The organism is Sphingomonas sp. 320_CC (genome assembly GCF_059691795.1).
Genome location: NZ_JCAWAE010000001.1, coordinates 56,282 through 82,391, shown reverse-complemented (window position 1 = coordinate 82,391; position 26,110 = coordinate 56,282). Strand labels below are relative to the sequence as shown.

Here is a 26,110-nt window from a genome sequence, read left to right as displayed (position 1 = left end):
CGCTACCGCTTGAACCAGTGTCGCATGGCGAAATAGGCCACGACACCAACCGCGATCAGCACGCACGCTCCGGCGATCGCATCGAATGCCCACGGCTCCTCGGCATAGGGCAGACCCTTGACGTTCATGCCGTACAGACCGGTCAGGAACGTCAGCGGCAGGAACACCATCGCGGCGATCGAAATGATCAGCGAGCGGTTGTCGATCTGTTCGGCGCGCAGATCCGTCAGCGTCTCGTGGATCAGCGCCGAGCGTTCGCGGATCGATTCCAGCTCCTCCGCCATCCGCGCGGCGCGGTCCGCCGCCGCCGCCAGATGCAGCCGATCGTCGTCAGCGAGCCAGTCGCCGGGTAGCGCGGCGAGCTTCTCGAGCGCGGCGCGTTGCGGACTGAGGAAGCGTTTGTAGCCGATCGCCGCGACGCGCACCTTGCTGACCGCGCGGCGCAGTTCGAACACGCGGTTGGCGTCGAGCTGTTCCTCGCAATCGTCGAGTTCGTCGCCGAGCGTGGCCACGTCGGGATCGAGATCGGTGGTGATCGCGGTGGCGAACGCGGCGATCAGGTCGCCTGGATCGCGCACCTCGTGGCGTTCGACCATCTTCTCTACCTCGGCGACCGCGATCAGCGGCTTCCGCGTGACCGAATAGACGCGGCCCTTCACCGCCCAGATCCGCACCGACGCGAGCAAATCGGACGTGTCGAGCTCCTCCTTCGATCGCCCGCGCAAATTGAGGAACGCGCCATCGCCAACTGCCTCGCAGCGCGGCCGGGTCTCGGTCGCGGTAAGCGCATCGACGACATAGTCGAGCAGCTTGGCCTCGTCGCGCAGCCATGTCTGTGCATGTTCGGCGGTGGTCGACAAATGCACCCAGACGAGGTCGGCGGTGCAGGTGAGCGCTTCCTTGACGTCGACGCGGGTCGCTTTCCCATCGACGATCCGGAATGCGAAACCGCTCATCGTGCCATCTCGACTTCGACCGACAGGCCGGTGCCGGGATTGACGGGCATCGCCTCGCACAGTCGTGCAGCATCAGCGCGGGCGCGGTCGAGGATCGCCGCAGGGGCATCAGCGCCGTGATAGACCCGGTCGGCGCTGGCGAGCGCGCGCGCCTGGCGGAGCGTCAGGTCCTCGGGATCGTCGGACAGCAGAACGAGCGTTATAGCCACGTCGCGCTTTGCAGCGGGCTCGGCTGTCGGGGCCAGCCATGCCTCCACATCGTGTGTCGGCGACAGCGGATCGAGCAGACCGCCCGCCCCCATCGCCGTGGCGAGTGCCCGGCGACGCTCCCCCATATCGGGCCAGCGCTTTCGCAAGGCCCCCCGCGCGGCCTGCAACGCCAGCGCGAGCTTGCCGAGATCGGCGGGGATCAGTGCCTCCAGTCGCTGCCGCAACGCCGCCGCCAAGCCGGCCGACACGCCGCTGGTGCCGATCGCGATGAGCACCGGCGCGCGATCGACGATGGCGGGCAGCGTGAAGTCACACAGCGCCGAACGATCGACCGCGTTGACCAGGATGCCGCGCGCCTTAAGCCGCGCGACCGCGGCCAGCGCTTCCTCCTCGTCGTCGATCGCGACGATCGCGAGCGAAGCGCTAGCATCCTCGCCGACGACGTCCGCCCCCGCACGATCGAGCAACCGCCGCTTCGCATCCGCCGCCTCGCCCTCGCCCAGCAGAATGACCGGGCGCCCTGCCAGCCTCACGAACAGCGGCAGGCTCTGGAGTATCACCGCTTGAGCCATTCCGGCACGCGCTCGGCGGCCAGGATCGTCTCGGGGTGGATGCGGTCGGCGACCACCGCGAACCGGTCGCCGTCGACCAGCACCTCGGGCACCAAAGCGCGGCTGTTGTAGGTCGAGGCCATCGTCGCCCCGTACGCGCCGGCGGTGCGGAAGATGCCGAGATCGCCCGACTTCACCGCGTCGATATCGCGGCCCATCGCGAAGGTGTCGCCGGTCTCGCACACCGGTCCGGCGATGTTGGCGGTCATCCGATCGCCGCTCGGCTCGACCGCGACAAAGTCGTGATACGCGTCGTACATCGCGACGCGCGCGAGGTCGTTCATCGCCGCATCGACGATCACGTACGGGTTCACGACGCCCGGCTTTACCCAGATTACTTCGGTCAGAAGCACACCGGCATTGCCTGCGATCACGCGACCGGGTTCGAACATGAGTTCGACGTCCCAGTCGGCGGTCGCGCGGGCGACCATCGCGCCATAGTCGGCGGGGCTCGGCAGCACGTCGTCGGGCTTGTACGGTACGCCGAGACCCCCGCCGAGATCGACGCGGCTGATCGTGTGCCCCGCCGCGCGCAGTTCCGCGACCAGCTCGCCGATCCGTGCATAGGCGGCCTCGAGCGGCGCGAGGTCGGCGAGCTGGCTGCCGATGTGGATCGCGACGCCGCGCAGGTCGAGGCCGTCATGCTTCGACAGGCGGTCGAACATCGCCACAGCCTGGTCGATCGCGACGCCGAACTTGTTCTCCTTGCGCCCGGTTGAGATTTTCGCGTGCGTGCCGGCATCGACGTCGGGGTTCACGCGCAGCACCGCCGGCGCGCGTTCGCCGCGCGCATGGGCGAGCGCGGCAAGGACTTCGCCCTCCTCCTCCAGCTCCAGATTGAACTGGCCGATCCCGGCGTCGAGCGCCTGCGCCAGTTCGCGCCGCGTCTTGCCGACGCCCGAGAACACGATGTCCGACGCCGGAATACCCGCCGCCAGCGCGCGCTGCATCTCGCCCGCGGAGACGACGTCGGCGCCGTATCCCTCGTCGGCGAGAACGCGCAGCACAGCGACGTTGGGGTTCGCCTTGATCGCATAGGCCAGATGGACGCGCCCGGCGCCCTTCAGCGCGTCGCGAAACACTTGTGCGTGACGGCGGAAGGTGGCGGTCGAATAGACGTAGACGGGCGTGCCGACGGCCTCGGCGATCGCCGGCAGGGCGACGTCCTCGGCGTGCATGACACCGTCACGATAGGCGAAGTGATCCATGATTCAGGTCTTCAATTCGGCGGCGGCAGGTCGAACTCGTCGCTGCGGCGCGGCTGGGACGTGGTGAGCAGCTCGTCGCTGCGCTGCGGGCGTTGCTGCGTGGTGGGGGTCAGCAACTGCTCGGGAGTCGGCGGCGTTTTCGCGCCGTAAGGCGCGATCGGGAGCGTCTTACCCTCCGCCGGAACAAGCCCGTCCGCGGCGCCGCAGCCCGATAGGGCGAGTGCCAAACCCACGATGCCAAAAAGCCGTTTCATGCCGTTTCCCCCCGAGCTGCACGGATCGCAGCGCGCACATTGTCGGGCGCAGTGCCGCCGAAGCTGGTCCGGCTGGCGACCGACGCATCGACCGAGAGCACGCCGTACACGCGTTCGTCGATCCGCGCATCGATTGCCTTCAGGTCCTCGATCGGCAGCGCATCGAGCGCGACTTTGCGCTCCTCGGCCAGTTTGACCGCGCGACCCGTCACATGATGCGCCTCACGGAACGGCAACCCAGCCTCGCGCACTAGCCAGTCGGCCAGATCGGTCGCGGTCGCAAAGCCGCTCTCGGCCAGCCCGCGCATCCGATCGGTGCGGAACGTCGCGCTCTCGACCATCCCGGTCATCGCCGCGATCGACAGCGCGAGCAGGTCGTGTGCCTCGAACACCGGCGGCTTGTCGTCCTGCATGTCCTTCGAATAGGCGAGCGGCAGCCCCTTCATCGTCACCATCAGCGCGGTCATGCACCCGAGGATGCGCCCGGCATGCCCGCGCACCAGCTCGGCCGCATCGGGATTGCGCTTCTGTGGCATGATCGAGCTGCCCGTTGACCATTGATCGCTAAGCGCGACGAAGCCGAACGGCTGCGACGCCCACAGCACGAACTCCTCGGCGAGTCGCGAGAGGTGGAGCGAGGTCTGCGTCGCGGCGGTGAGATACTCGATCGCGAAATCGCGGTCGCTGACGCCGTCGAGCGAATTGGTCATCGGCCCGTCGAACCCGAGCGCCTCGGCGGTCATCGCGCGGTCGATCGGGAAGCCCGTCCCGGCAAGCGCGGCCGACCCGAGCGGCGACCGGTTCATCCTTGCTCGCGCATCCGCAAACCGGCCGACGTCGCGCGAGATCATCGCGTGATACGCCATCAGGTGATGCCCCAGCGTCACCGGCTGCGCCGACTGCAAGTGCGTAAAGCCCGGCATAACGCTCGCCGCATGCTCTTCAGCCCGCGCGAGAAGCGCCGCCTGGAACCCGGCGAGCGCCGCCAGCGCCTGGTCGATCGCATCGCGCACCCACAGCCGAAAATCGGTCGCGACCTGATCGTTGCGCGAGCGCGCGGTGTGCAGCCGCCCCGCAACCGGCCCGATCGCATCGGCCAGCCGCGCCTCGGTCTGCATGTGGATATCCTCAAGGACCAGATCCTCCGCGACGCCGTGCTCGGCATAATGCGCCGCCACCGTGTCAAGGCCTGCCGAGATCGTCGCCGCGTCCTCGGCCGAAACGATGCCCTGCTTGCCGAGCATCGCGACATGCGCCTTCGATCCGGCAATATCCTGCTGCCAGAGCCGCTTGTCGAAGGGAATGGAGGCGTTTATCTCGCGCATGACCGCTGCCGGCCCTTCGGCGAACCGCCCACCCCACATCGAATTGGAACCGTCCATGGTCTTGCGTCCTGTGTTCACTTCGCGCCCAATCGTCTGTCTTGTGGGAATGGGCCTGCTGGTCGCCGGCTGCGATAGGAAATCGCCCGCGCCGGAGCAAGCAAACGTCGTCGCCGCGAACACCGTGTCCGCCGACGAGGTCGCGTCCGGCCCCACGCCGGACGAAGCCACCGGCCCTGCCGCCAGCACCGAAAAGCTCGACCGCAGCCACAAGGGCGAGACCGGCCCGACGGTCGCCTTCACCGCGCCAGACGGCAAGTCGGTCACGCTCGCCTCGTTCAAGGGCAAGCCGTTGCTGCTCAACATGTGGGCGACCTGGTGCGCGCCGTGCGTTGCCGAGATGCCGACACTCGACGCCGCCGCCAAGTCGATGGAGGGCAAGGTTCAGGTGATCGCGGTCAGCCAGGACATGCAGGGCGCGGAGAAGGTGACGCCGTTCTTCGCCGAGAAGAAGTTCACGACGCTCAAGCCGTATCTCGATCCGAAACTCGGTCTCAGCCTCGCCTACCAGGCGAACCTTCCGACCACGATCCTGTACGATTCGGCGGGCAAGGAAGTGTGGCGGATGACCGGCGGGTATGAATGGAACACGCCCGCCGCCGCAAAGCTGATCGCGGAAGCTTCGTAACGCGTTGATCCGGCTCGGGGATCTTGAACAGGGTGTGCCGACCCGCCTTGGTGACGAGCCAAAGGTTGATGGCGAGCCGGCACACCCCTCTAACGCGTCCGGCTGTGCCAAAGGTGTAAACAACATCGAAATGCGATGAACTGAGTACGCCCATATTGGCGGCCGAGCGCATAAGAGTCGTCGTGCGCCGACCTACCAGTAGCGGCTACCGGGCACGCCCTTGAACGGTCCGGCGAGATCGGCGGTGATCCAGCCGCCGTAAAACTCGCCGGGCTGTGGAATGACGCGGTTGCCATCGACGAAGCACCCGTCGAACGGGCCTGCATAGAACGCTATGTGGTCGCGCAGGGCGGCAAACGCGGGCGTCGGCGACGGATAGTTCCAGGCAACATCGCGCAGGACATTGCCCGCAATCTCGACATCGTAATAGGCCGCGTTGCCCTTCCATTCGCAGAAGGATTGCCGCGTGGAACGCCGGAGCGCCGACATCGGGATATCGGAGGGCGGGATGTAATAGCTCGGCGGATGGCTCGTCTCGATCGTGCGGACGCTGTGCCGCGTGTCGGCGAGCGTCACCCCGCGGTGCTCGATCAGGACATGACGATCGCTGCGCTGCGCGATCGCCGGACGCGGATAATCCCAGACGCTTTCCTGGCCCGGTCGCGCGGTATCGGGAACGACCGGCCTCATGCGGTGCGATCCACCTTCCGGGCGAAAGACTGGAGGCGAGGCCGGACGCGGAGGAACGCCCGATACACCCGTTCGAGGCCAGCCAGGACGACCGGGTTGCGCGCTGCCAACCCCAACGGTCGCAGCAGCGGGATGGCGCGCCACATCGCTGCGAAGGCCGCGGCGCCGGACAGCATCCGGTCCTCTTCGCGCGCATGGAACCGTGCCAGCATCGCAGCTCGATCGATCGGACAGCTCGTTTCGCCGTTGCTGGCATCGACGAAATCGATCGCGCCGCGGCGATCGAGGCGGCGCATCAGCGCGATCTCGCGTCGGCATAGCGGACATCCGCCATCGTGCCAGACCGTCAGCCGGGTCATGCCTTGCCCGGGCCGTCGGACCGGTTCCGCTCCCAGATGCGCTCGGCAAGCAGAGTCGCGAAACCCAGCCAGGCTACGAACGGGACCGCAGTGGCCGCCGCGGTACGATCGACCTTGGCCGCGGCCGCGACATAGCCGGCACCGCTGGCGATCATGGCGCCCGATGCGACCGCGCTGGGGCCGAGCGCCTTGCGACGGAAGAACAACTCGGTCCAGCCGCCGACCATCCCCGTATTTAGCAACCAAAGTCCGACCGCGAGGTTGCGCGGCGCGTCGGCGGGGCGGCGCAACAACCGATAGCCGCCGACCGCGAGGCCGGTTTCGAGCACCGGCCATACCGCGCCGAACGCCGCATCGGGCGGCGTATAGGCAGGTTTGTCGAGCCGTTTGTACCAGCGGCGAATACCGGGATGCGACGGGTCGGGCGCGTTGCGGCGCCCGAGCACCGCGCTCGCGCCGAGCACCGCCACGACCACCGCCAGCGCAGCCGGACGGGACAGGCCACCGCGACGTTCGTCCGTGATCGCATCGCTCGGTTTCTGGGTCATGCTCGCCGTCCTCATCCCCGGGCACGCCGCCCGCTGACATCACAGCGAAGCAGCAGCCACGACGTTCCGTGGCCAGCGCGGCGATCGTTACCGTCGCAGCGTCACGGTGCCGCAGCTTGCCCTCTTCCCGTTCGGACTCAATGCGATCTACGCTGCGAACTCTTCCGGCAGGAAGCGGTCGGCGACGATCTCGAAATGGTCGCCGTCGACCAGGACCTGTGGGCTGAGCGGGCGGCAATTGTAGCTCGACGCCATCGCCGCCCCGTACGCGCCGGTCGCATGGAAGACAGCGAGATCGCCGCGGCGAACCCGGTCGATATCGCGGGCGAGCGCGAACACGTCGCCGCTTTCGCAGATCGGTCCGGCAATGTTCGCGACCATGCGTTCGCCGTCCGGCGCGACGGCTTCGAAGCGGTGGAAGGCATCGTACAGCGCTGGTCGAGCCAGGTCGTTCATCGCGGCATCGACGATGACGAAGGGGCGGTCCGCCCCGGGCTTTACCCAGATCACCCGCGTCATCAGGACGCCGGCAAGTCCTGCGACGACCCGCCCAGGCTCGAAGATAAGGTCGACATCCCAGTCGCGCGTCACCCTAGCGACCATGGCGGCATAGGCGTCGAGCGTCGGGACCACGTCGTCGACACGGTAGGGAATGCCGAGGCCGCCGCCGAGATCGACTCGGGTTATGCCGTGGCCCCGCGCGCGCAGGTCGATCACGAGCGAACCGATGCGCTCGTACGCGGCCTCCAGCGGAGCAAGATCGTGGAGCTGGCTGCCGATGTGGAGCGCGACCCCGACCAGATCGAGGCCACCGAGTCGTGACAGGCGATCGTACATTGCGGGCGCATCGGCGATCGCCACGCCGAACTTGTTCTCGCGCCGGCCGGTAGAGATCTTGGCATGCGTGCCGCCATCGACGTCGGGATTGACGCGCAAAACCGCGACCGCCCGCTTGCCACGCGCCTGGGCAAGCGCGGCGAGCACCCGCCCCTCCTCCTCGAGCTCGAGGTTGAACTGCCCTATGCCGGCGTCGAGTGCGTCGGCGAGTTCCCGATCGGTCTTGCCGACGCCGGAGAAGACGATGTCCGATGCGGCGATACCGGCTCCGAGTGCGCGGCGCATCTCTCCGCCCGAGACGATGTCGGCACCGAAGCCGCAGCCGGCCAGCAGATGCAGCACCGCGCTGTTCGGGTTTGCCTTGACCGCGAACGCCGTCCGCGTCCGCGGCAGGATCGACAGCGCGGCTGTGAAACGCCGGGCCGCGTCGCGCAGTGCAGCCGCCGAATAGACGTGGACGGGCGTACCGACGGCTTCGGCTATGGCCGACAACGGCACGCCTTCGGCACACAGGACACCGTCCCGCCGATCGAAATACATCATGATGATCCTGGAGGCTCGAGGTCAGAGATGCGGTTGGTCGAGTCGGCGGCGATAGCGACGGACGCGGACGGCATGGATCACTTCGGCGGTTCGTGCATGACCGCAGCGTTCGGCGCGAAGTGCGATGATGACCCGCTTGCCGTTGATCGCCAGTGTCAGGCCCAGCAATGCGAAGGGGAATACGAACATCGCGCGTGCCGAGCCGTCCATTGCAACCGCGACGCTGCACGCGCCCACGCACAATGCCAAGCCGATCCCCCGCCATAGGATGTCACGCTTCGTCATGCTTCGGTACCGACGGCATGCCACGTCGCGTAGTTGCCGATGACGATCCGCGCTGCATTCCCCAACGCCGACGCCACCTCCGGCCGCCGGCCTTTCGCCATGCCGTGACAGATCACGAGATCGGCTGGCAGGTCGTGCTCCTCCAGCAAGGCGGTGACCATGTCCGCCACCTCGAACGTCGTGCCGATCGCAAGGTTGGTGCAACGGCTCGCCGCAGCTCGAGCGCGACCGATCAGCGCAGGCGATCCGTCGATCCCGCGCCCTTCAATCGCCGTGAAACCGAGCGACCGGGCATGATGCACCGCTTGCAGGAGGAGCGAGCCCGCGCCGCAATCCGCATCGACGATGCGGACCGCGTGGCGACCGTCTTCGCGCAACGTTGCAAGGGCGGCAGCGACGACCGGCCAACGCGGATTGTGGGTCGCGGCTTTCGACCCTGGCGTCGTGGTTTTGGTCGCGATCTTCGGGCTTGGGCCGGGGTGAAGACGGTTCAGGCGAGTTTCTGTGTTCATTGCCATCGCGTCCGTCATGCCGCCCGCGGCAGTGCGCGCTCGTCGCGCCCGACGGGGGCGAACGAAATGACCGGGACCAGCGGCGCGTTGGCGATCTCGACGCTCGCATGATAGATGTCGCGCTCGGCCTGGGCGTAGCTCATCGCCGCGCCGTAGGAGATGAAACGCCCTTCGAGATTGCGCCTGCTGTCCTGCACGAGCCAATGCCCTGCGCGATCCTGGCCGACATAGATGACGAGCCCGGCAGGATCGGGTTCCGATATGGTTTCAGACGACATGTCGCCTCATTGCCTTTCGTATCGCGAGCGTCGTGCCCGCGCTCATGATCTACGAGCCGCGACATAGCGCTGCGAGATCGATCCCCGCGGATCGCATAGCGCGGGCATAGTGTTGCCCTCGCTTCACCGCGTTTCGGATGTATCGAGGTACTTGAGCCTGATAGCTGGGCAGTGGCCTGCTGGTCCTGACGAGGGTTGGCTCAAACCGCCGCGCGTCTCTTGGCGATCGACGCGATAGAGCCTGCCGACTGCGCGTTGCCGAGGGATCGCTACGCCATTGCACGCGCTACGTTTTCCGGCAGGCAATGCCGAAAAGCCAACTTCCAGCGACCTCATTAATGCGCGTCGCCCCGTCGATAGCGAACGCCCATGCCGTACGTGAACTGTCGTCTACGTCGGATTTCAGCTGCGCCCGCGATTGCCGTTGCCGGGTAGCTAAATCAGCAATTCAACCAGATCCTGCTCCAGTCGCCCGGCGTCGCGCAGGACGGTTGCGGCAAGTTCCACGTCCGCCACGACCATAACGTCCCGCAATACCGCATCAACGGCAAGGACGATCGCCGGCCCCAGCCCCGACTGGATCATAGTCGGCCCACCTGTCCAGTTCAGTCGTGATTGGATTCGCGACGTCATGGTTTCTCACGACGGAGTCCACTCCAGATCTTCTCGCCACGAAAACACCTGCTCAGCCGTCGGGCTTCGCAGCGTCACTTGGCGACATACAAACGGGACCGTTCGGACACGTTACCAGCTCGAGCCGGCGCCTATAGGCCGCGCCATGCGAGTGGGTGTGGCAGGACGTCAGCGGAATAGTCGACCTGGAGCACGCGGCGTCGCCGCGGCTGGTCGGCAGGGAGCGATGCGCGGACGATAGGCGTAGCGTAGAACCAGGGCGTGTCGATCGGAAGCGCGGCCAACGCAGTCTCAAGGCGAACGAGCGCAGGTTCGTCCAGCGCCTGCGGGAAGAATTCGGCGCTGTATTGGTCGAGATTAAGATCGAAGGGTTGATCGAGCCTTTCAAACATGTCGATGCGGGTAGCCGAGGCCGCCGCCGCGGTCGACCTGACACCGCTTCTCGACAGCTGCTGCCCGAAAGTTCGCGTTTACTACACGTCCAGACGGTGCACTCTTGAGCGTACCCGAACAGATGATTTTGGAAAACGGGTTGATGGAGGGCGACATAGACATGCCAAGATCTAGCCAAATGATATCGATGGCTCGGTAAAGCCCAGTAGCAGGGTACTTGCGACGGCGCGTGCGTCAGGGCCGAGCGCCTCGTCAGGCAGTTCGCCGGCGCTCCAGAACGACAGGGCGCCGCGAAACCCTAGGGCGAGTTGCCTCGGCAGGCAGTCTAGCGCGTAGGTCCGGCAATTCTCCGGGATGCCCTCGCCCGCTCCCAGCGCGAGCGTCCACAATGCGGTCGAGCGCGCCCAGGCCTGACCCGCCGAACCACCGGTCGTGCCGATCCAGCTCATCACGGCGCGGTTCACACCGGGTTCCTCCAGCATCACCGCGACGGCCGTGTCGACAGCGAGCAGCACGCGGGATGCTGCGTCAGTCGGAAGCCGCGCCTCGGCGAAGCGCCTTGCCATCGTGTCCGTCCGACGTTCGGACAAGGCGTGCATGATCGCCCCCTTGCTTCCGAAATGATTGAACGGCGTGGCGAAGCTGACGCCGGCTTCGGCGGCGAGGTCGCGCATGGAGAAGTCGGCCTTGCCACTCCGCAGCAGTCGTTCCGCCGCGTCGATCACCCGTTGGCGCACGGGCTCACCCCGGATCGCGATGTTCTCCCGTGTCTTGTCCCGTGCCATATCGCTATCTATATCATGATATACAAACCTAGTATAATGGAGTTAGCCCGTGGCAACCATCACCGCCAAGACCTTCCTCATCACCGGCGTGAGTTCCGGCCTCGGCCGCGCGTTTGCCGAGGGTGCGTTGGGCGCCGGCCACCGCGTGATCGGCACCGTGCGGAACGAGGGCGACGCCAATACGTTCGCTGCGCTCGCAGCGCGCCGTGCATATCCCCTGATCCTCGACGTGACCGACTTCGCAGCGATCCCAGCCGCCGTGGCCGAAGCGGAGCGGCACGCCGGTGCGGTCGAAGTGTTGGTGAACAATGCCGGATACGGTCAAGAAGGTGCGTTGGAGGAATCGTCGATGGACGATCTTCAGCGTCAATTTGCGGCCAACGTGTACGGGCCGGTAGCGATGATAAAAGCCGTGCTTCCCGGCATGCGCAAGCGTCGTAGCGGCCACATCGTCAACGTGACCTCGATGGGCGGCTTAATCACGATGCCGGGGATCAGCTTCTACTGCGGTAGCAAGTTCGCGTTGGAAGGCATCTCCGAGGCGCTTGGCAAGGAGGTGGCGGATTTCGGCATTCGGGTGACGGCCTTGGCACCCGGCCAGTTCCGGACGGATTGGGCAGGACGCTCGATGGATCGCACCCCGCGCAGTATTTCCGACTACGACGCCGTGATGGACCCGATCCGGGCCGCGCGCCAGGCCAAGAGCGGCAATCAACCCGGCGATCCGGCCAAGGCCGCACAGGCTTTGCTCGCGATAGTCGATGCCGCGACCCCACCGGTACGCCTGTTCCTGGGCGAGGACGCGCTGGGCGTGGTCCATCAGAAGCTTGATGCGATGAAGGCCGAGATCGCCGCATGGGATGCGCTCTCCCGTTCAACCAGCTTCGCATCGTGACCGCCTGAGCGCCGGTGGGTTAGTCGGAGGCGCTGTTTGAGGATGGAACTTCGGCAGAGCCACCCGCCTCAGCTGTCCGGCACCGTCTTCCGGCAAATGTCGATCACGGTCTCTCGCAGCCAGCGGTGAGCGGGATCGGCGTCCATCCGTGGATGCCAGATCGCCGACACGGCAATCTCGGGGGTAGGAACGGGAAGCGGGAACGTGCAAATTCCTTCCGCACCCGGTGCTTTGCGACGAAAACCCAAACCGGGCACGAGCGCGATCAGGTCCGACTGCCTGGCGATCCGCAAGGCGTCGGAAAAGCCCGGCACGACCACCATCGTGTCGCGGCTCAGCCCCAGGTCGGCCAGCGCGGCATCGACCGGGCCGGTGAACGCGCCACGGCGGGACGCGGCGACATGCCGGCAGGCTGCGTAGCGCTCTGGCGTGATCGCGCCCGAGAGCAGCGGATGCCCCGTTCTCGCCGCCCCGACAAACCGGTCGCGGAAGATGAGCCGCGTGCGCATTTCGGGCGCGGAAACGCCGATTACGCCGACTTCTAGGTCGATCTGCCCCGCGCGTAGCGGCTCTGCGTTCTTATCGGGCTTCGGCGCGAAGCGCAGGCGGACACGGGGCGCCGCCGATGCGATGCCGGCCACCAACGGACCGCAGAACATCTCGACGAAACCCTCGCTCGCGCGGATGGTGAAGACGCGGTCGAGTTCCGCCATGTCGATCTCGCCAGTTGACGGCTTGAGGACCGTTCGAACGTCGCGCACGAGTGCGTGAACGACATCGCGCAGCTCGATCGCCCGCGGCGTTGGCACCAGGCCACGTCCTGCTCTAACGAGGAGCTGATCGCCAGTAGCGTTGCGAAGCCGCGTCAAGGTCCGGCTCATCGCCGACGCGCTCAGTCCCAGCTTTCGCGCGGCCCCGGTCACGCTCCCCTCGGACAGAAGTGCGTCGAGTGCATCAAGCAGGTTCAAATCGAGGTCGGTCATGCTGCAACCATGCGTGATCCATCTGCGCCACGATAGGCGCCTGGTGCAATTATACTGTGCATCCACTGCGTCTGGCGCATTCATCGTGGCCGAGTAGATATCGCGCCGACACACTTCGGAGCATCCCATGACCCAAGACATCTCCAATCCCGGCACAATCCTGCTGATCGGCGCATCGCGCGGCCTGGGTCTCGGTTTGGCCGGTGAGTTCGCGAAGCGCGGATGGCATGTCGTGGCAACCGTGCGCGCGGGCGCCCGAACCGAACTGCACGATCTGGCCGAGGCACATCCCGATCGTATCGAGATCGAGACCGTCGATATCGCGCAACCGCAACAGATCACTGCGCTGCGCGACCGTCTCGCCAGCAGGGTGTTCGACCTGCTGTTCGTCAACGCCGGCACTGCGAACATGGAGGACGAAATCGCCGGCGAGATCGCGACCGAGGAATATACGCGCGTGCTCGTGACAAATGCGCTCGGTCCCATGCGCGTGATCGAAGCCTGCCGGAATCTGGTCGCAGCCGACGGGCTGATCGGGGTCATGTCCTCGGGCCAGGGCAGCATCACCAATAACACCAACGGCCGTCACGAGGTCTATCGCAGCAGCAAGGCGGCGCTCAATCAACTCGTACGGAGCTACGCCGCGCGCCATGCAGAAGATCGCCACGCGCTGGTGCTGATGGCACCCGGTTGGATACGAACCCGGCTCGGCGGGCCGAAGGCGCCGTTTGGCGTAGACGATAGCATGCCCCTGATCGTGGACGTGCTGCTCGGCCGTCAGGGCAAGCCGGGTCTCGCCTTCCTCGATCGCGACGGGAACACGGTGCCATGGTGACCGAGCCAACAACGACGCTGATCGGCATCGAGGAACACTTCCTGACGCCGGCGATCGAACACGCATGGCATGCAATCGGGCTGGAGGCGGCCGATCCGAGCGTCGGCTACCATCAAGGCGCGTTCGGACGGCGTCTCGTCGACCTCGCAGACGAAAGACTCGCGCTGATGGACGAAACCGGCCTCGACGTTCAGGTGCTGTCGTTGACCACCCCCGCGCTGCACGATCTGGGCTCGGAAAGCATGGAGTTGGCACGGCGCACCAACGACGCCTTGGCCGATGCGGTCGCACAGCACCCGACCAGGTTCCAGGCGATGGCGACCCTGCCGGTGTCCATGCCTGACGAAGCCGCGATCGAGCTTGAGCGCTGCGTTTCGACGCTAGGCTTCAAGGGCACGATGTTGTGCGGCCGGGTTGGCATGCGCCACCTCGACGACCAGGCATTCGCGCCCGTTCTCGATTGTGCAGCAGCACTGGGCGTGCCCGTGCTGCTGCACCCCCGCACACCACCAGCGCCGGTACGCGAGGCCTATTACTCCGGCTTCTCGCCGATCGTGGACGCCGCCTTCGCGACCGTGGGACTGGGCTGGCACTATGATGCCGGCATCCAGTTCCTACGCCTCGTCCTGGCGGGCACATTCGATCGCTTGCCGAACCTTCAGGTGATCCTCGGCCATTGGGGTGAACTTGTCCTCTTCTATGCGGAGCGGCTGGCGGTCATGGACCGCGTCGCGGACCTGTCCAACCCGATCGCGCACTACCTGCGACACAACCTGTACGTGACCGCCAGCGGCATGTTCCTGCCCCACTATCTGGAGCGAGCGATGGCGGTCGTCGGCTCGGACCGGCTGCTGTTCTCGACGGACTATCCTTACCAATACCGCGAAGGCGGCGACGCACGTCGCTTCCTTGCAGGCTGCGGTCTGACCGATGCTGACAAGGCGGCGTTCGCGCATGGCAACTGGCTCCGGCTGACGGGCGATGCGGCTGCATTACGTTCCTGATGCCACCCATCGCGCAGACCAAGGATCACGACCCTGTGGCCGATTTCTAGGTGCCCTGAGCCGGGTGTTCGCCCGCATGATCGCCCATCGCGCAACGGTCGTCTCGACAGAGAAGCTTGCAGATGATCTCTTATCGATAACGGTCGAGGCAACCGGATTTAAGCGTGACGTGGATACCCGGCGAGAAAGTAGCAATCGCGACGCACTTGGTATTCGAAACGCACGCGTACACACCATTCGAAAGAGATGGGGACCTGGACCGACTCCGAACCTAAGGCTTCCTGCGTAGTTCCGGGCCAGGATGCGCCTGACCGCGCTCAGTAAGGGCCAGTGACACCTGCGACGTTCTTGGTGCCTTTCAGCGGTTCTGATTGCTTGCCGGGGTATCGAGGTCTGGGCGCTAGCCGACCGACAACGGTCTGGTTACGAATACCCATAAGCGGGCGCTCGCAAGCTATCTACTGAACCTGTCCGGCAGTCCTTGTTCTTACGCTCTGACCGTCTGCGATCATCGTTTAAATATCCGCTCAAACGAACAAAAGGTGTCGAGGGGGCGCTTAGCCACCCTTGCGCCGGAGCAGGCATTCGACCCCTCTCGTGAGGCTACATCATAGCTTCATTATAGTGGCGTCACGCGTCCGAAACAAAGGTGACGCTCAGCCGTCATCGAGGATGCGCATAACGCCCCGGACAAATCGGTTACAATCCGATCCACTACAGGGGTTCATGTTCATGCGTACCATCACCATGCTGCGGGCGACCGCGGCATCGCTGGTCATTCTGGCCCCTGCATCCGTCGCTCATGCCCAGTCGACGCCCCTGACGGAATCGACGCTCAGAGAAACCGACGATGCCACGAACGCAGGCGATGAGATCCTGGTCACCGGACGCCTGGGCACGGTAGCGCAGAAGAAGGTCGATGCGAGCTATTCGATCACCACGATCAGCGAGAAGGACCTGCGCGAGCGCGCAATCGGCAACCTGGCGGAGGCGATGCAGCAGATTCCGGGCGTCTGGGCGGATTCCTCGGGCGGCGTCGGGGCGAACAACACCCGCGTCCGCGGCATCCCGCGCGGCGGCTACGAATCGCTTGCGGTGTACGAGGACGGCCTGCCGATCCAGCACGATCCCGGCATCAACTGGATCAACGTCGACCAGTTCCTGCGCATCGACGAGACCTATTCGGGGATCGAGGCGGTTCGCGGTGGCCCCTCCTCGATCTTCGCCGCCAACGCACCCGGTGGCCTCGTCAATTTCATCCCGCGCAGGGGTACGCCGCAACTGAGCGGCCTGCTCAAGCTGACGACGTCCGATTACGGCCAGATCCGCGGCGACGCGTGGCTCGGCGGGCCGATCGCGGACGGCTGGCGCTTCTCGGTCGGCGGCTATTACAACAAGGACCAGGGCATCCGCGATCCGGGGCCGGCCGCGAACAACGGCGGCCAGGGTCGCGTGCTGATCTCGAAGGACTTTGCGCGAGGGAGCATCTCGTTCGGCGTGAAGTACATGGAGGATAATAACTTCTTCTTCGACGCCATCCCGCTGGTGCGCAACGGCGACGACCTGAAGCCGCTCGCGCCGTTCAACGGCCATGACGACACGCTGACCGGACCGCAGGACGGTCGCGTCCAGATCAAGACGCCCGACGGCATCCGCAAGGCGCAGTTCAACCTGTTCAACCAGACCAGCGACCTGCAGTTCACGCTGAAGGGCAATACCGAGTTCGACGATGGAACGACGATCAGCGGCGGGTTCCGCTATCGCGACTCCACCACCGATCGCAATGCGCGCGGATTGAACAGCCTCAACACGCAGGCTGCGCAATTGTCCTCGGTCCGCGCCAACGCGGTCAAGGCGTTCGCAGGCCGCGGCGCTACCGACGTGCGGCTGGTCTATAACGACGACGGCAGCGCGTACGGCGCCAATGCGAACGGCAACGGCCTGGTCGGGGTCAACACCTTCCAGTCGATCCAGAACCCGATCAAGGAGACGATGGGCCTGATCGAACTCGGTCACGTGTACGAGACCGGGATCGGTCGCCACGACGTGAAGCTCGGGCTGTACGGCACCACCGCCGACTGGGCGCACGATCGGAACGACGGCGTCGGCCTGACCGAGGTCGCGCCGAATGCGCGCCTGCTCGATATCGTCGCAGTCAACGCGGGCGGTCAGGTCGTCGGGCGCGTCACCGACACGGGCATCCAGCGGTACGAGGCCCGGTTCGCGCATTCCTATGGCGGGTATGAGGACGTCGCGTTCTACATCTCCGACGAATGGCAGATCACGCCGAAACTGCGCGTCGATGGCGGCTTTCGCTACGAGACGATCTGGATCCACGGCTATTCGGAAGGCGTGAAGAGCTTCAATCTCGGCAATCCCGATACGCTGGCCGACGACAACGTCCTCTACGGCTCAGACGTGTTCAACCGCTTCGACCCGAAGTTCAGCGACCACAGCTACACGATCGGTGCCAACTGGCAATTCATGCCCGAAGCCGGCATCTTCGGCCGCTACACCAGCACCTACCGCCTGCCGCAGATCGGCCAGTACCGCGACAACGTGCTGCCGACCGGCATCCGCAGCCAGTCGATCGAACAGGCCGAGGCGGGCGTGAAATTCCAGATGCCCTGGGGCAGTCTGTACGCCACGCTGTTCTACAATTCGTTCAAGGACGTGCAGTTCACCAACACGTATATCGACCCGGCATCGCTGCGGATCGTCCAGGAGATCAACTATGGCGACGTCAGCACGACCGGCGTCGAGCTTGAGGCGAACCTGAAGCCGGTGCGCTGGTTCGACGTCTCGGCGACCGCGACGTACCAGGAGCCGAAGTTCAAGAACTATACCTACAACACGATCGTCGCCGGGGCGCCCGTCACGACGTCGTTCGACGGCAACCGCCCGTCGAGCATGCCGAAGGTAATGGCGAGCATCCGGCCGCGCGTATCGTTGATCGGCGGACGTCTGCGCGTGCTGGGCGAATGGCGGTATGAGGGCGACAAGTTCAACGACGATTCCAACCTCGTGAAGCTGCCGGCGTTCTCGGTGTTCAATGCCTCCGCGGAGCTGGACGTGACTCAGAACGTCACCGTGCAGGTGAAGGGCACCAACTTGTCGAACGCGCTTGGGTTGGGCCAGGGCGGCGGGCAGCAGTTGGTGCCGGGCGCGGCGGACGGTGCGGTGATTCTGGCGCGACCGATCTTCGGCCGCGCGGTGCAGGGTTCGGTGTTGTTCAAATTCTGATCGGGAGAGTAGCTGTGAAGCGATCGATCGTGGCGGGGCTGAGCCTTGGCCTTCTCACCCAAACGGCAGTGGCGCGCGATACCGCGCCGCCGCTGCGGATCAACGACGTGGCGGTGATCGGCACGCATAACAGCTACAAGCAGCCGATGTCGGCCGCGACGATGGCGAAGGTGCGTGCGGTCGATCCGGCGATGGCGGATGCGCTCGATTACGCGCACCGCAGCCTGACCGAGCAGCTCGACGCCGGTGCGCGGCAACTCGAGATCGACGTGAACTACGATCCGCAGGGCGGCCATTACGCGCGCGGTTCGAACGATCCGAAGCTCAAGCGGGCGGGCTTCAAGGTGCTGCACATCACCGGCATCGACAACGCATCGAGCTGCGTCCTGCTGACCGAATGCCTGACGATCATCCGCGACTGGTCGGCGAAGCATCCGCGGCATGTGCCGATCCTGCTGATGTTCAACGCGAAGGACGAGCAGAACGCGGCGCGTGGCGGGATCGATGCGCTGCCGTTCGACGCGGCGGCGTATGATGCGCTCGATGCGGAGATCCGGTCTGTGATGGCAGCCAGCAAGGTGATCGTGCCTGACGACGTGCAGGGCCGCTATCCGACGCTGCGGGAGGCGGTGCTCGCGGACAACTGGCCGTTGCTGGAACGCTCGCGTGGGAAATTCCTGTTCGCGCTGGACGAGCCCCCCGCCAAGGTCGCGGTATATCGTGGCAAGCGGCGCTCGCTCGAAGGCCGCGTGTTCTTCATCAACACCGACGAAGCCTCGCCCGCCGCCGCGTATCTGACGCTCAACGACCCGGTCCGCGATGCCGATCGCATCCGCCACGATGTCGCCGCCGGGTTCATCGTTCGCACGCGTGCCGATGCCAACACACGCGAAGCCCGTGCGAACGATACCGTCCCTCGCGACACAGCGCTCGCGGGCGGCGCGCAGTTCGTATCGACCGATTATCTCTGGCCCGATCCGCGGCTACCCGGCGGCTATCACGTCGCTCTGCCCGGTGGCGTGGTCGCTCGCTGCAACCCCGTGCGCCGTCGGAAGGGCTGCGGCGATCTCGACAAGGGTGGCAAGTGATGCGGACGCTCGCCCTCATCGCCGTGCTGGCTCTGGCGACCGGCGCGACCGCGTCGACGGATTATCTGCGGAACCAGCCGATGCCGGACCTGATGAAGGTTCTCCCCGCGCCGCCTAAACCCGGATCGCCGCAGGATCTCGACGATCGCGCGACGTTCCGCGAAACCAGGGCGCTGCTCGGCACCCCGCGTGGCGACATGGCGACGCGCGACGTGACCGACGATCGCTTCACCGTTTTCGCGTGCGCGATCGGCCGCAAGCTTGACGCGAAATCGTCCCCCGCCCTCACCCGCATCTTCGCGCGGATGGGCGACCAAAGCATGGTCGGCCGCGCCAAGGATGGCTTTGCCGTCAAGCGTCCGTATCTGAAGGACGATCTGCCGATCTGCGAACCGAAGACCGAGCATCTCGCAAGCAATGGCGATTACCCCTCAGGCCACACGACTTCGGGCTGGTCCGCCGCGCTGATCCTCGCCGAACTGATGCCCGACCGCGCTACGCAGATCCTGCGGCGCGGACGTCAATATGGGGAAAGCCGCTACATCTGTGGATCGCACAGTCGAAGTGCGGTCGAGGCGGGGTACATGGCGGGATCGGTGCTAGTCGCGATGCTGCATGGCTCTGCCGAGTTCCGACGCGACATGGAGGCGGCACGAGCCGAACTCCTGCATGGGGAGAGCTCGGCGCCCGACACGGCGCAATGCACCATCGAGGCTGACGCCGCGTAGCAGAGACATACCGCCCCTCCTCGTACGTATGGCAGCACGCCGTCCGCGCCGTTGCCGGCGCGGACGTGGAGTTCAGAAACTGGTCGTCACGCCGAAGGTGAAGATGCGGCCGCTCCGGGTGTAGACGAGCGTCCGGTCGGTCGAGAGATCGGTGAACTGCTCGATCGGCCGGTTGGTGACGTTGATCCCCTCGACGACGAAGCGCAGGTTCTTGACCGGGCTGTAGCGGACCTGGAAATCGACGTTGTTGGTCGGGCGGATGCCGTCGCCGACATTGGCATTGCCGCCTGCCCCGGTCAGATACCGGCTGCGATAGGCAGTCGAGACCCGCGCACCGAAGCGTTCGGTCTCGAAGTACAGCGTCGCGTTGGCCGCCCATTTCGACAGATTGTAGAGCGGGATGCTCTTGACGACACCGTTGTAGACCGCGGTCTGGTCGCCATCGATCCAGGTGCCGTTCGCGACGATGCCGAACCCGTCGAACGGCGCAGGCAGGAAGGTGAAGTCGTGCTGGAACGCCGCCTCGATACCCTTGATGCTGGCCCCGTCCCCGTTGATCGGACGCGTGTAATTGTACGGCGTCGTACCATCCTGGCCAGGCAGCAGCAGCGAGACCGGAAAGCCCGTCGCGCTGTAAGGAACCTGCGACGTCTCCGACGTGATGAAGCTGTTGAGGTCCTTCCAGAAGAACCCGACCGACGCGAAGCCGTTGCGATCCATATAATATTCGAGACCGGCCTCCGCCGAAGTCGACCGGAACGGCTGGAGATTGGGGTTGCCGACGGAGACGGACCCGCCGAACGGCGCCACGGTCAGCGTCCCCGCCGCGGCAAGTTGAGGGAGGCCGGGGCGATTGACGTTGCGGCTGGCGGATGCACGCGCGATCAGCTTCGGCGTGATGTCGAGTGCGACGTTGAGCGCGGGCAACCAATCGTCGTTGCTGGTCCCGACCGTCACCGGTTGAAGCGTGGTCACGCCGTTGGTCGCAGTGGCCAGCGACCCGCTCGAGACCAGGTCGGTGTGATAGTAGCGGACGCCTGCATTACCGCGCAGCCGCATCGACCCGATATCGGTGTCGAGATCGAGCTGCGTGAAGCCCGCCCAGGTCTTTTCCCGAATGCGAAAGTCGCTGCCCGCGGTCAGGTTGGCGGCGGTCAAATCCCGGTTGTTGCCGAGCAGCGCGTAGATCCCGGCAATGTCGCCGCCGATATACGGGAGCAGACTATCGCGGTTGATGACGTATTTCAGCGCGTCGGGTATCGCGCGATCGCTGGTCGCCGCGGTGCCGTAGAAGATGTTGGTGAGATACTGATACCCGCTGTTGGTGAAGCGCTTATACTCGCCGCCGACCTCCAGCTTCAGGATCGGCGTGAGATCGTAGACCGCCTGGAGCTGACCGTTGAGATAGTCGCTCTTGATCATGTTCTCCTGCGTGACCAGCCGCTGGACGTTCCAGTTTGCGGGGTTGGTGAGGTCGAAGCCATAGGTGTTCACCGGGATCGTCGGCTGCATGTCGAAACTGAACGCGGTGTTGCGCGCCTGCAGGAAGATCTTGTCGAACGTCGGCTGGACGAAATTCGACTTCTGGTAACCGCCCAGCGCGGTCAGCTTCAGCCGATCGCCGACGTCCCAGCTCACATTCGCCACCGCCTGATAGAAGTCGGTCTGGTTCTCGACGCGGTGATGCTCGCTGCGCTGATCGATGCCGGTATAGCTGGCGGCGACGAGCGAATTGCCCTGGATCGTCGCTGACCGGATCACCTGCGTACCACTGACGTTGCCGGTCAGCGCGTTGTATCCGCCCGCCGCGATCGCCCAGTCGTCGCGCTTGTCGGCGAGGTGTCCGTAGAGCAGGTCGACATCGATCTTGAAATTATCACCGGGATGATATTGCAGCGCGCTGGTGACGCCGATCCGTTCGCGATCGGTGTACCATGTCGACGGCGATTGCGCCTGAGGGGCGAAGATCGTGCCGCCGCGCAGCAGCGCCCGCGTCGGCGCGTCGATCTCTGGGCCGATGTTGTTCGCGCCGTAGGTGACTTTGCCCCAGTTCCAGTTGCGATAGCCATATTCGTTGTTGCGAACCTTCGAATAGGCGACCGAGACGAGCGCACCGAAATCGCCCTGGCGCTGCGAGAACAGGCCGACGAGCCGCGGGGTGACGCCGCTGGTCTGGTCGTTGGTCTGGGCCTTCGCAGACAGCACGATCTTTTGGCCGGCATAGTCGAACGGCTTGGCGGTGAAGAGCTGCACCGTGCCGGCGATGCCGCCCTCGTCCTGGTTGGCGGCATAGCTCTTCTGGACGCTCACGCGGTTGAAGAGCTCGGAGGCGAACAGGCTGAAATCGAAGCCGCGGCTGCGGCTGACGTTGCCGCGATTGTCCATGCCGGAGGCGGTGTTGCCGAGCACCTCCATGCCGTTGAGCTGCGTGCGCGTGAAATCGGGGCCCAGACCGCGCAGGGCGATCTGGCGGCCCTCGCCCGTGTCGCGCGTGATCGCGACACCGGGCACGCGTTGCAGCGCCTCGGCGAGGTTCATGTCTGGAAATGCGGCGATGTCGGACGCGACGATATTGTCCTCGGTCCCGACCGCGCGACGCTTCAGGTCTTGGGCGGCCAGCAAGCTACTACGATAGCCGTTGACGACGATGTCGTCAGTGGCCGCCGGCGTTTCGCGCGCGATCGTGGTCGCCTGAACCGCAGCCGCCGCGACGACTGGTACGCGTGTGCCGAGCGTGATCGGCACCGGCTGTGCCTGGTCGCGGCGGAGGATCGTCACGCCGTTGCTCTCGACTGGACGTAGCCCCGTCCCGCGTAGCAGCATGGCGAGTGCTGCCGATGTGGTAAGCCGGCCGCTGGCCCCCCTGGTCCGCTGCCCCCGAATAAGTGCGGGCGCGGCGATGACTTGCATGCCGGTGACGCTCGAATAGGCCGAGAGCGCCCGAGCGAGATCGCCCGCAGGAATGGTGAATATCCGTACGCCCGTCGATTGCGCATCCGCAACCGTCGGTGCGGATAGAGCGAACGCTACCAAGGCCAGTGCCGACGTTCCGTGAAACCGCGTCATCATATTCCCCCGTCTTGGCGCCATCAGACGCCACCCGTTGGGAAGACGGTAAAGGCCGCCAAATCCGGACAGTGTTTTTCGTCAGTCCGCAGTTTTAAGCGTCAACGCCCCCTGCCGCTCGACAACCGTGAAGCCGAACCCGCTGCCGATGGCCTTCAACAGCTGGTGCGGATGATCCGTGCGGAACCGACCGAACACAGTCGTCGACGCCAGCGGTTCCGTCGGACGTGCGATCCGGCCCCCCCCCTGGCGGTCGAGGATCTCGACCAGATCGTCGAGGCGCATGCCCGCCGTGTCGATCCAACCTTTACGCCAGTCCGGCAACACCGTATCGAACTTCGTCGGCGCTGCCGCAACGCCGCCGCGTACGGCGCTGCGGTACCCGGCCCGGACCACGACGCCGCGCGGCGTCCCGACCGGATCGAAGCCGACCGCGCCGCGATAGACCGCCAGCGCAACCTGTGTCCGGGTCAGGTCGAGGTCGAACGCGGTGCCGAGGACGCGTGTCTCGCTGGCGCCGGCGCGCACGACGAAGGGGCGCGCCACGTCGTGCCGCACGTCGAAGAACGCCTGTCCCGCGAGTAGCTCGGCACTGCGCTGCCCGTCGCCATAGACAATTCGAAGCCGCGTCGCGCCATTGAGTGCGACAGTCGAGCCGTCCGCCAGTGTTACGTTCGAGCGTTCCCCGGCACGGGTGGCGAACATGCGCGTCGCAACCCGCGGCGCGGTCGGTGTCCCGACGAACCCGTCACTGGCCATGAACAGCAGGACGATGGCGACCGGGGCGGTCGCGACGGCCGCGGTGGCCGATCGCCGCCGACGCCTGAGGGACCGGACCTGCTCGTCCGACAGTCGGCCGCATCGCGTCGCCGCAGTTTGCAGTGCATCGGCAAGCGCGGCTTCGCTCACCGGTGTTGCACCACCCGCTGCGGTCATGCACCCGCCTCCATCGTGAAGCCGCGCTTGGCCAGCGCGCCGCGGAGGTCCTGAAAGGCGCGGACGACGTGCTTCTCCACCGCCGCCATGCTCATGTCCAAACTCTTGGCGATCGTGTCTGTCCTAAGTCCGTCGAGCCGTTTGCGCAGGAAAATCTCGCGCCGTAGTGGCGGCATACGCTCGAGCGCGTCCGCCATGATCACCACGGCACGACGGAAGGCCAGCACTCTGTCGGCCGTCGGTTGCTGGCAGACGATCGCGTCATCCAGCTCGACATGTGCGGAGCGCCGCGCGGCGCGGTGATGATCGAGCAGCAGGTTGCGCGCGATCGCAAAACACAGCGCCTTCATGTCGTTGACCCGCGCGGTCGCCTGGTACGCGAACAGCCGCAGATAGGTCTCCTGCACCACGTCGTCGCCATCGGCATGGTGATCCAATCGGCTTTGCACGAACCGACGCAACGCCCCCGCCAGCGCCGCGTCCGGATATTCCAGCGTCAGGGCATGCGCAGGCGACGGCTCTTCGCCGAGAGATCCTCTGCTGCTCACCAAGCCCCCATGTGCCGTTCTGGAGCGTCTTATGAGGCGATCGTGAAGGCAGCATGACAGCACCGGGATGGTTCCGCATGATCGGACTTGGCGTCCAGATCGTCAGGCTGGTTGCGGACCAGGCTGCTTGGGATCCACGACGAATTTGGCGATCGTCGCAATCGTGCCACCCGGCCGATCGACCTGATCCACGGCCTTCACTTCGGCGAGCCAGCGATCCGGCGTCACGGTGAAGAGCTGATAGCCACGCTGGTTGTTGAGCAGGCTGACGTTCGGATTATTGTCCAGCGCGCGGCTTTCTCCCGCATAATGCGCACCGCCCGTGCCGCCCGACGAAATCGACGTCGCCAGGAATTCCGTCGCGATCGCTGGCCCGCCGACGTCTTCCATCTTTCGCGGCACGTATCCGACGACATGCTGATGCAAGTCGCCGCTGCCGATCACGACGTTGGTCAGGCCCCGGTGGGCGATGCCGTCGACGAGCCGTTGGCGTGACAGCGGATAGCCGTTCCAATTGTCCTTGCCGATGACGGGCGTGGAGGCGCCGTCCTTGCGGGCGTCGTACGGCATGAACAGCACTTGTTGCGCGATGAAGTTCCAGCGCGCGTCGTTGGCAAGTCCGCGATCCAGCCAGCTCTCCTGCGCGGCCCCCATCATCGTGCGCTCTGGCCGATCGACGGGAATACAGGCGTCGAGTTCCGCGCGACCTATACCGGGACGTTCGCAAAGCTGATCGCTGCGGAACGAGCGCGTGTCGAGCACGTGCATGCGAACGAGATTGCCATAATCGAGCCGGCGATAGGCAACCCCCGCCCCGGGGCGTTGCGCGCGGCGAACGGGGACGTGTTCGTACCAGGCCTGCATCGCGGCCGCCTTGCGCAGCGCGAACACATCGGGCCGGTTGCCGTCCTTGTCGAATTCGCCCGCCCAATTGTCGTCGATCTCGTGATCGTCGAACGACATGATGAACGCGACCGCGGCGTGCGCCGCCTGGAGGTCAGGATCCGCCTTGTACTGAGCGTAACGGCGGCGATACTGATCCAGCGTATAGGTCTCGGCGCCGAGGTGCTTACGCGGGCTGGGTTCGGTCCGCGGGGCCATCTCGTAAATATAGTCGCCATAGTGGAACACCGCATCGAGATCGGGCTCGCGCGCGACATGCGCATAGGCGGTGAAGAACCCCGTCTCGAAATCCTGGCAGCCCAGCATCGCCAGCCGCAGCCGGTCGAGCGATGCGCCCGCCGCAGGGGCGGTGCGCGCGGTGCCGACCGGGCTTGATCCGGCGCCCGCGACGAGGAAGCGATACCAATAGGGGCGATGCGGCCGCAGCCCGTCGATCTCGACATGGACCGAGTGTGCGAGCTTGGCTTCGGCCATCGCCGGACCTGTACGAACGATTTTCTGAAAACCGGGATCTTCGGCGACTTCCCAGCGGACCGCGACATCGTGCGGTGGCATGCCGCCATCGGGCGTCTGCGGCTCGGGCGCCAGCCGCGTCCAGATCACGAACCCGTCGGGCAAGGGATCCCCCGAGGCGACGCCGAGCGTGAACGGATCACGCGTGAACGTCGCGCGCGCGCGCAGGCGGGGGGCGCTTCCCAGCAACGCGAGCGAGAAGCCAGCCTTGACCAGATTGCGGCGATCGAACTGAGGCACAAGGACACTCCCTCAC

Annotated in this window: 27 protein-coding genes; 7 read left to right on the top strand and 20 right to left on the bottom strand. The window is 65.6% G+C overall.

The window, feature by feature from the left end:
- Positions 1-2: 2 nt before the first annotated feature.
- Genes AC59GX_RS00345 through argH form a run of 5 tightly spaced genes read right to left on the bottom strand, consistent with a single transcriptional unit; the run spans position 3 to position 4,603 of the window.
- Complete coding sequence (locus tag AC59GX_RS00345; RefSeq protein WP_426282824.1) at positions 3-956, bottom strand: zinc transporter ZntB; 954 nt, start codon at positions 954-956, stop codon at positions 3-5.
- Positions 953-1,726, bottom strand: coding sequence for a precorrin-2 dehydrogenase/sirohydrochlorin ferrochelatase family protein (locus tag AC59GX_RS00340; RefSeq protein ID WP_426282825.1), 774 nt, complete (start codon positions 1,724-1,726; stop codon positions 953-955). The genes AC59GX_RS00345 and AC59GX_RS00340 overlap by 4 nt, the downstream gene beginning before the upstream one ends.
- A complete protein-coding gene (gene lysA / locus AC59GX_RS00335; RefSeq protein WP_192975319.1) occupies positions 1,723-2,985 on the bottom strand; it encodes a diaminopimelate decarboxylase in 1,263 nt (420 codons plus the stop codon). The genes AC59GX_RS00340 and lysA (AC59GX_RS00335) overlap by 4 nt, the downstream gene beginning before the upstream one ends.
- An 11-nt stretch (positions 2,986-2,996) precedes the next feature.
- Positions 2,997-3,239 (bottom strand): hypothetical protein, encoded by a 243-nt coding sequence (locus AC59GX_RS00330; protein WP_056061645.1) that lies wholly within the window; start codon positions 3,237-3,239, stop codon positions 2,997-2,999.
- Complete coding sequence (gene argH, locus AC59GX_RS00325) at positions 3,236-4,603, bottom strand: argininosuccinate lyase (protein ID WP_426282925.1); 1,368 nt, start codon at positions 4,601-4,603, stop codon at positions 3,236-3,238. The genes AC59GX_RS00330 and argH overlap by 4 nt, the downstream gene beginning before the upstream one ends.
- A gap of 67 nt (positions 4,604-4,670) precedes the next feature.
- Between argH and AC59GX_RS00320 the strand changes: the two genes are divergently transcribed.
- Positions 4,671-5,249 (top strand): TlpA family protein disulfide reductase, encoded by a 579-nt coding sequence (locus AC59GX_RS00320; RefSeq protein ID WP_426282826.1) that lies wholly within the window; start codon positions 4,671-4,673, stop codon positions 5,247-5,249.
- Positions 5,250-5,441: 192 nt separating this feature from the next.
- Here AC59GX_RS00320 and AC59GX_RS00315 read toward each other — a convergent pair whose 3' ends face one another.
- The 10 genes from AC59GX_RS00315 to AC59GX_RS00270 form a co-directional block, all read right to left on the bottom strand.
- On the bottom strand, positions 5,442-5,939 hold the full coding sequence (locus tag AC59GX_RS00315; protein WP_426282827.1) for a DUF427 domain-containing protein: 498 nt from the start codon (positions 5,937-5,939) through the stop codon (positions 5,442-5,444).
- Positions 5,936-6,298: a thiol-disulfide oxidoreductase DCC family protein gene (locus AC59GX_RS00310; protein WP_426282828.1), complete on the bottom strand. Its 363-nt coding sequence runs from the start codon at positions 6,296-6,298 to the stop codon at positions 5,936-5,938. The genes AC59GX_RS00315 and AC59GX_RS00310 overlap by 4 nt, the downstream gene beginning before the upstream one ends.
- Positions 6,295-6,846, bottom strand: coding sequence for a TspO/MBR family protein (locus AC59GX_RS00305; protein WP_426282829.1), 552 nt, complete (start codon positions 6,844-6,846; stop codon positions 6,295-6,297). Before AC59GX_RS00305 ends, AC59GX_RS00310 begins: the two co-directional genes overlap by 4 nt.
- A 147-nt stretch (positions 6,847-6,993) precedes the next feature.
- Entirely contained in the window at positions 6,994-8,226 is a 1,233-nt protein-coding gene (lysA, locus tag AC59GX_RS00300) for a diaminopimelate decarboxylase (protein WP_426282830.1), read from the bottom strand.
- 21 nt (positions 8,227-8,247) lie between these two features.
- The gene (locus AC59GX_RS00295; protein WP_426282831.1) at positions 8,248-8,511 is read right to left on the bottom strand and encodes a hypothetical protein; all 264 of its coding nucleotides are present in this window, start codon (positions 8,509-8,511) and stop codon (positions 8,248-8,250) included.
- Positions 8,508-9,023, bottom strand: a complete 516-nt coding sequence (locus tag AC59GX_RS00290; RefSeq protein WP_497300558.1) for a methyltransferase domain-containing protein — start codon at positions 9,021-9,023, stop codon at positions 8,508-8,510. The genes AC59GX_RS00295 and AC59GX_RS00290 overlap by 4 nt, the downstream gene beginning before the upstream one ends.
- A gap of 14 nt (positions 9,024-9,037) precedes the next feature.
- The gene (locus tag AC59GX_RS00285) at positions 9,038-9,301 is read right to left on the bottom strand and encodes a hypothetical protein (protein WP_426282833.1); all 264 of its coding nucleotides are present in this window, start codon (positions 9,299-9,301) and stop codon (positions 9,038-9,040) included.
- Between the two features lie 435 nt (positions 9,302-9,736).
- On the bottom strand, positions 9,737-9,886 hold the full coding sequence (locus AC59GX_RS00280; RefSeq protein ID WP_426282834.1) for a hypothetical protein: 150 nt from the start codon (positions 9,884-9,886) through the stop codon (positions 9,737-9,739).
- Between the two features lie 179 nt (positions 9,887-10,065).
- On the bottom strand, positions 10,066-10,326 hold the full coding sequence (locus tag AC59GX_RS00275; protein WP_426282835.1) for a hypothetical protein: 261 nt from the start codon (positions 10,324-10,326) through the stop codon (positions 10,066-10,068).
- Positions 10,327-10,497: 171 nt separating this feature from the next.
- Entirely contained in the window at positions 10,498-11,112 is a 615-nt protein-coding gene (locus tag AC59GX_RS00270) for a TetR/AcrR family transcriptional regulator (RefSeq protein ID WP_426282836.1), read from the bottom strand.
- A gap of 49 nt (positions 11,113-11,161) precedes the next feature.
- Between AC59GX_RS00270 and AC59GX_RS00265 the strand changes: the two genes are divergently transcribed.
- Positions 11,162-12,007, top strand: a complete 846-nt coding sequence (locus AC59GX_RS00265; RefSeq protein WP_426282837.1) for an oxidoreductase — start codon at positions 11,162-11,164, stop codon at positions 12,005-12,007.
- Between the two features lie 68 nt (positions 12,008-12,075).
- Here AC59GX_RS00265 and AC59GX_RS00260 read toward each other — a convergent pair whose 3' ends face one another.
- Positions 12,076-12,990, bottom strand: coding sequence for a LysR family transcriptional regulator (locus AC59GX_RS00260; RefSeq protein ID WP_426282838.1), 915 nt, complete (start codon positions 12,988-12,990; stop codon positions 12,076-12,078).
- Between the two features lie 127 nt (positions 12,991-13,117).
- On the opposite strand from AC59GX_RS00260, the gene AC59GX_RS00255 reads away from it, so the two are divergent.
- From AC59GX_RS00255 to AC59GX_RS00235, 5 genes are all read left to right on the top strand, one after another.
- Positions 13,118-13,825, top strand: a complete 708-nt coding sequence (locus tag AC59GX_RS00255) for an SDR family oxidoreductase (protein WP_426282839.1) — start codon at positions 13,118-13,120, stop codon at positions 13,823-13,825.
- Positions 13,822-14,829, top strand: a complete 1,008-nt coding sequence (locus AC59GX_RS00250; RefSeq protein ID WP_497300554.1) for an amidohydrolase family protein — start codon at positions 13,822-13,824, stop codon at positions 14,827-14,829. The genes AC59GX_RS00255 and AC59GX_RS00250 overlap by 4 nt, the downstream gene beginning before the upstream one ends.
- A gap of 732 nt (positions 14,830-15,561) precedes the next feature.
- Positions 15,562-18,072, top strand: coding sequence for a TonB-dependent receptor (locus tag AC59GX_RS00245; RefSeq protein WP_497300553.1), 2,511 nt, complete (start codon positions 15,562-15,564; stop codon positions 18,070-18,072).
- A gap of 14 nt (positions 18,073-18,086) precedes the next feature.
- Positions 18,087-19,160 carry a Ca2+-dependent phosphoinositide-specific phospholipase C gene (locus tag AC59GX_RS00240; protein ID WP_497300551.1) on the top strand — a complete coding sequence of 358 codons (1,074 nt, stop codon included), beginning with the start codon at positions 18,087-18,089 and terminating at the stop codon, positions 19,158-19,160.
- On the top strand, positions 19,160-19,888 hold the full coding sequence (locus AC59GX_RS00235) for an acid phosphatase (protein ID WP_426282844.1): 729 nt from the start codon (positions 19,160-19,162) through the stop codon (positions 19,886-19,888). The genes AC59GX_RS00240 and AC59GX_RS00235 overlap by 1 nt, the downstream gene beginning before the upstream one ends.
- Before the next feature lie 72 nt (positions 19,889-19,960).
- On the opposite strand, the gene AC59GX_RS00230 is transcribed toward AC59GX_RS00235, so the two are convergent.
- From AC59GX_RS00230 to AC59GX_RS00215, 4 genes are all read right to left on the bottom strand, one after another.
- A complete protein-coding gene (locus AC59GX_RS00230) occupies positions 19,961-22,954 on the bottom strand; it encodes a TonB-dependent receptor (RefSeq protein ID WP_497300550.1) in 2,994 nt (997 codons plus the stop codon).
- Between the two features lie 81 nt (positions 22,955-23,035).
- The gene (locus AC59GX_RS00225) at positions 23,036-23,890 is read right to left on the bottom strand and encodes a FecR family protein (protein ID WP_426282847.1); all 855 of its coding nucleotides are present in this window, start codon (positions 23,888-23,890) and stop codon (positions 23,036-23,038) included.
- Complete coding sequence (locus AC59GX_RS00220) at positions 23,887-24,438, bottom strand: RNA polymerase sigma factor (protein ID WP_426282849.1); 552 nt, start codon at positions 24,436-24,438, stop codon at positions 23,887-23,889. Before AC59GX_RS00220 ends, AC59GX_RS00225 begins: the two co-directional genes overlap by 4 nt.
- A gap of 102 nt (positions 24,439-24,540) precedes the next feature.
- Positions 24,541-26,094 carry an alkaline phosphatase D family protein gene (locus AC59GX_RS00215; protein WP_426282851.1) on the bottom strand — a complete coding sequence of 518 codons (1,554 nt, stop codon included), beginning with the start codon at positions 26,092-26,094 and terminating at the stop codon, positions 24,541-24,543.
- Between the last annotated feature and the right edge of the window lie 16 nt (positions 26,095-26,110).

Coding starts and splice junctions, on each gene's coding strand:
- AC59GX_RS00280 (WP_426282834.1), bottom strand. CDS start 9,886: ATGATCCAGTCGGGGCTGGGGCCGGCGATCGTCCTTGCCGTTGATGCG.
- AC59GX_RS00270 (WP_426282836.1), bottom strand. CDS start 11,112: ATGGCACGGGACAAGACACGGGAGAACATCGCGATCCGGGGTGAGCCC.
- AC59GX_RS00245 (WP_497300553.1), top strand. CDS start 15,562: ATGCGTACCATCACCATGCTGCGGGCGACCGCGGCATCGCTGGTCATT.
- lysA (WP_192975319.1), bottom strand. CDS start 2,985: ATGGATCACTTCGCCTATCGTGACGGTGTCATGCACGCCGAGGACGTC.
- lysA (WP_426282830.1), bottom strand. CDS start 8,226: ATGATGTATTTCGATCGGCGGGACGGTGTCCTGTGTGCCGAAGGCGTG.
- AC59GX_RS00285 (WP_426282833.1), bottom strand. CDS start 9,301: ATGTCGTCTGAAACCATATCGGAACCCGATCCTGCCGGGCTCGTCATC.
- AC59GX_RS00230 (WP_497300550.1), bottom strand. CDS start 22,954: ATGACGCGGTTTCACGGAACGTCGGCACTGGCCTTGGTAGCGTTCGCT.
- AC59GX_RS00225 (WP_426282847.1), bottom strand. CDS start 23,890: ATGACCGCAGCGGGTGGTGCAACACCGGTGAGCGAAGCCGCGCTTGCC.
- AC59GX_RS00255 (WP_426282839.1), top strand. CDS start 13,118: ATGACCCAAGACATCTCCAATCCCGGCACAATCCTGCTGATCGGCGCA.
- AC59GX_RS00295 (WP_426282831.1), bottom strand. CDS start 8,511: ATGACGAAGCGTGACATCCTATGGCGGGGGATCGGCTTGGCATTGTGC.
- AC59GX_RS00235 (WP_426282844.1), top strand. CDS start 19,160: ATGCGGACGCTCGCCCTCATCGCCGTGCTGGCTCTGGCGACCGGCGCG.
- AC59GX_RS00305 (WP_426282829.1), bottom strand. CDS start 6,846: ATGACCCAGAAACCGAGCGATGCGATCACGGACGAACGTCGCGGTGGC.
- AC59GX_RS00310 (WP_426282828.1), bottom strand. CDS start 6,298: ATGACCCGGCTGACGGTCTGGCACGATGGCGGATGTCCGCTATGCCGA.
- argH (WP_426282925.1), bottom strand. CDS start 4,603: ATGTGGGGTGGGCGGTTCGCCGAAGGGCCGGCAGCGGTCATGCGCGAG.
- AC59GX_RS00330 (WP_056061645.1), bottom strand. CDS start 3,239: ATGAAACGGCTTTTTGGCATCGTGGGTTTGGCACTCGCCCTATCGGGC.
- AC59GX_RS00275 (WP_426282835.1), bottom strand. CDS start 10,326: ATGTTTGAAAGGCTCGATCAACCCTTCGATCTTAATCTCGACCAATAC.
- AC59GX_RS00260 (WP_426282838.1), bottom strand. CDS start 12,990: ATGACCGACCTCGATTTGAACCTGCTTGATGCACTCGACGCACTTCTG.
- AC59GX_RS00320 (WP_426282826.1), top strand. CDS start 4,671: ATGGGCCTGCTGGTCGCCGGCTGCGATAGGAAATCGCCCGCGCCGGAG.
- AC59GX_RS00290 (WP_497300558.1), bottom strand. CDS start 9,023: ATGAACACAGAAACTCGCCTGAACCGTCTTCACCCCGGCCCAAGCCCG.
- AC59GX_RS00315 (WP_426282827.1), bottom strand. CDS start 5,939: ATGAGGCCGGTCGTTCCCGATACCGCGCGACCGGGCCAGGAAAGCGTC.
- AC59GX_RS00345 (WP_426282824.1), bottom strand. CDS start 956: ATGAGCGGTTTCGCATTCCGGATCGTCGATGGGAAAGCGACCCGCGTC.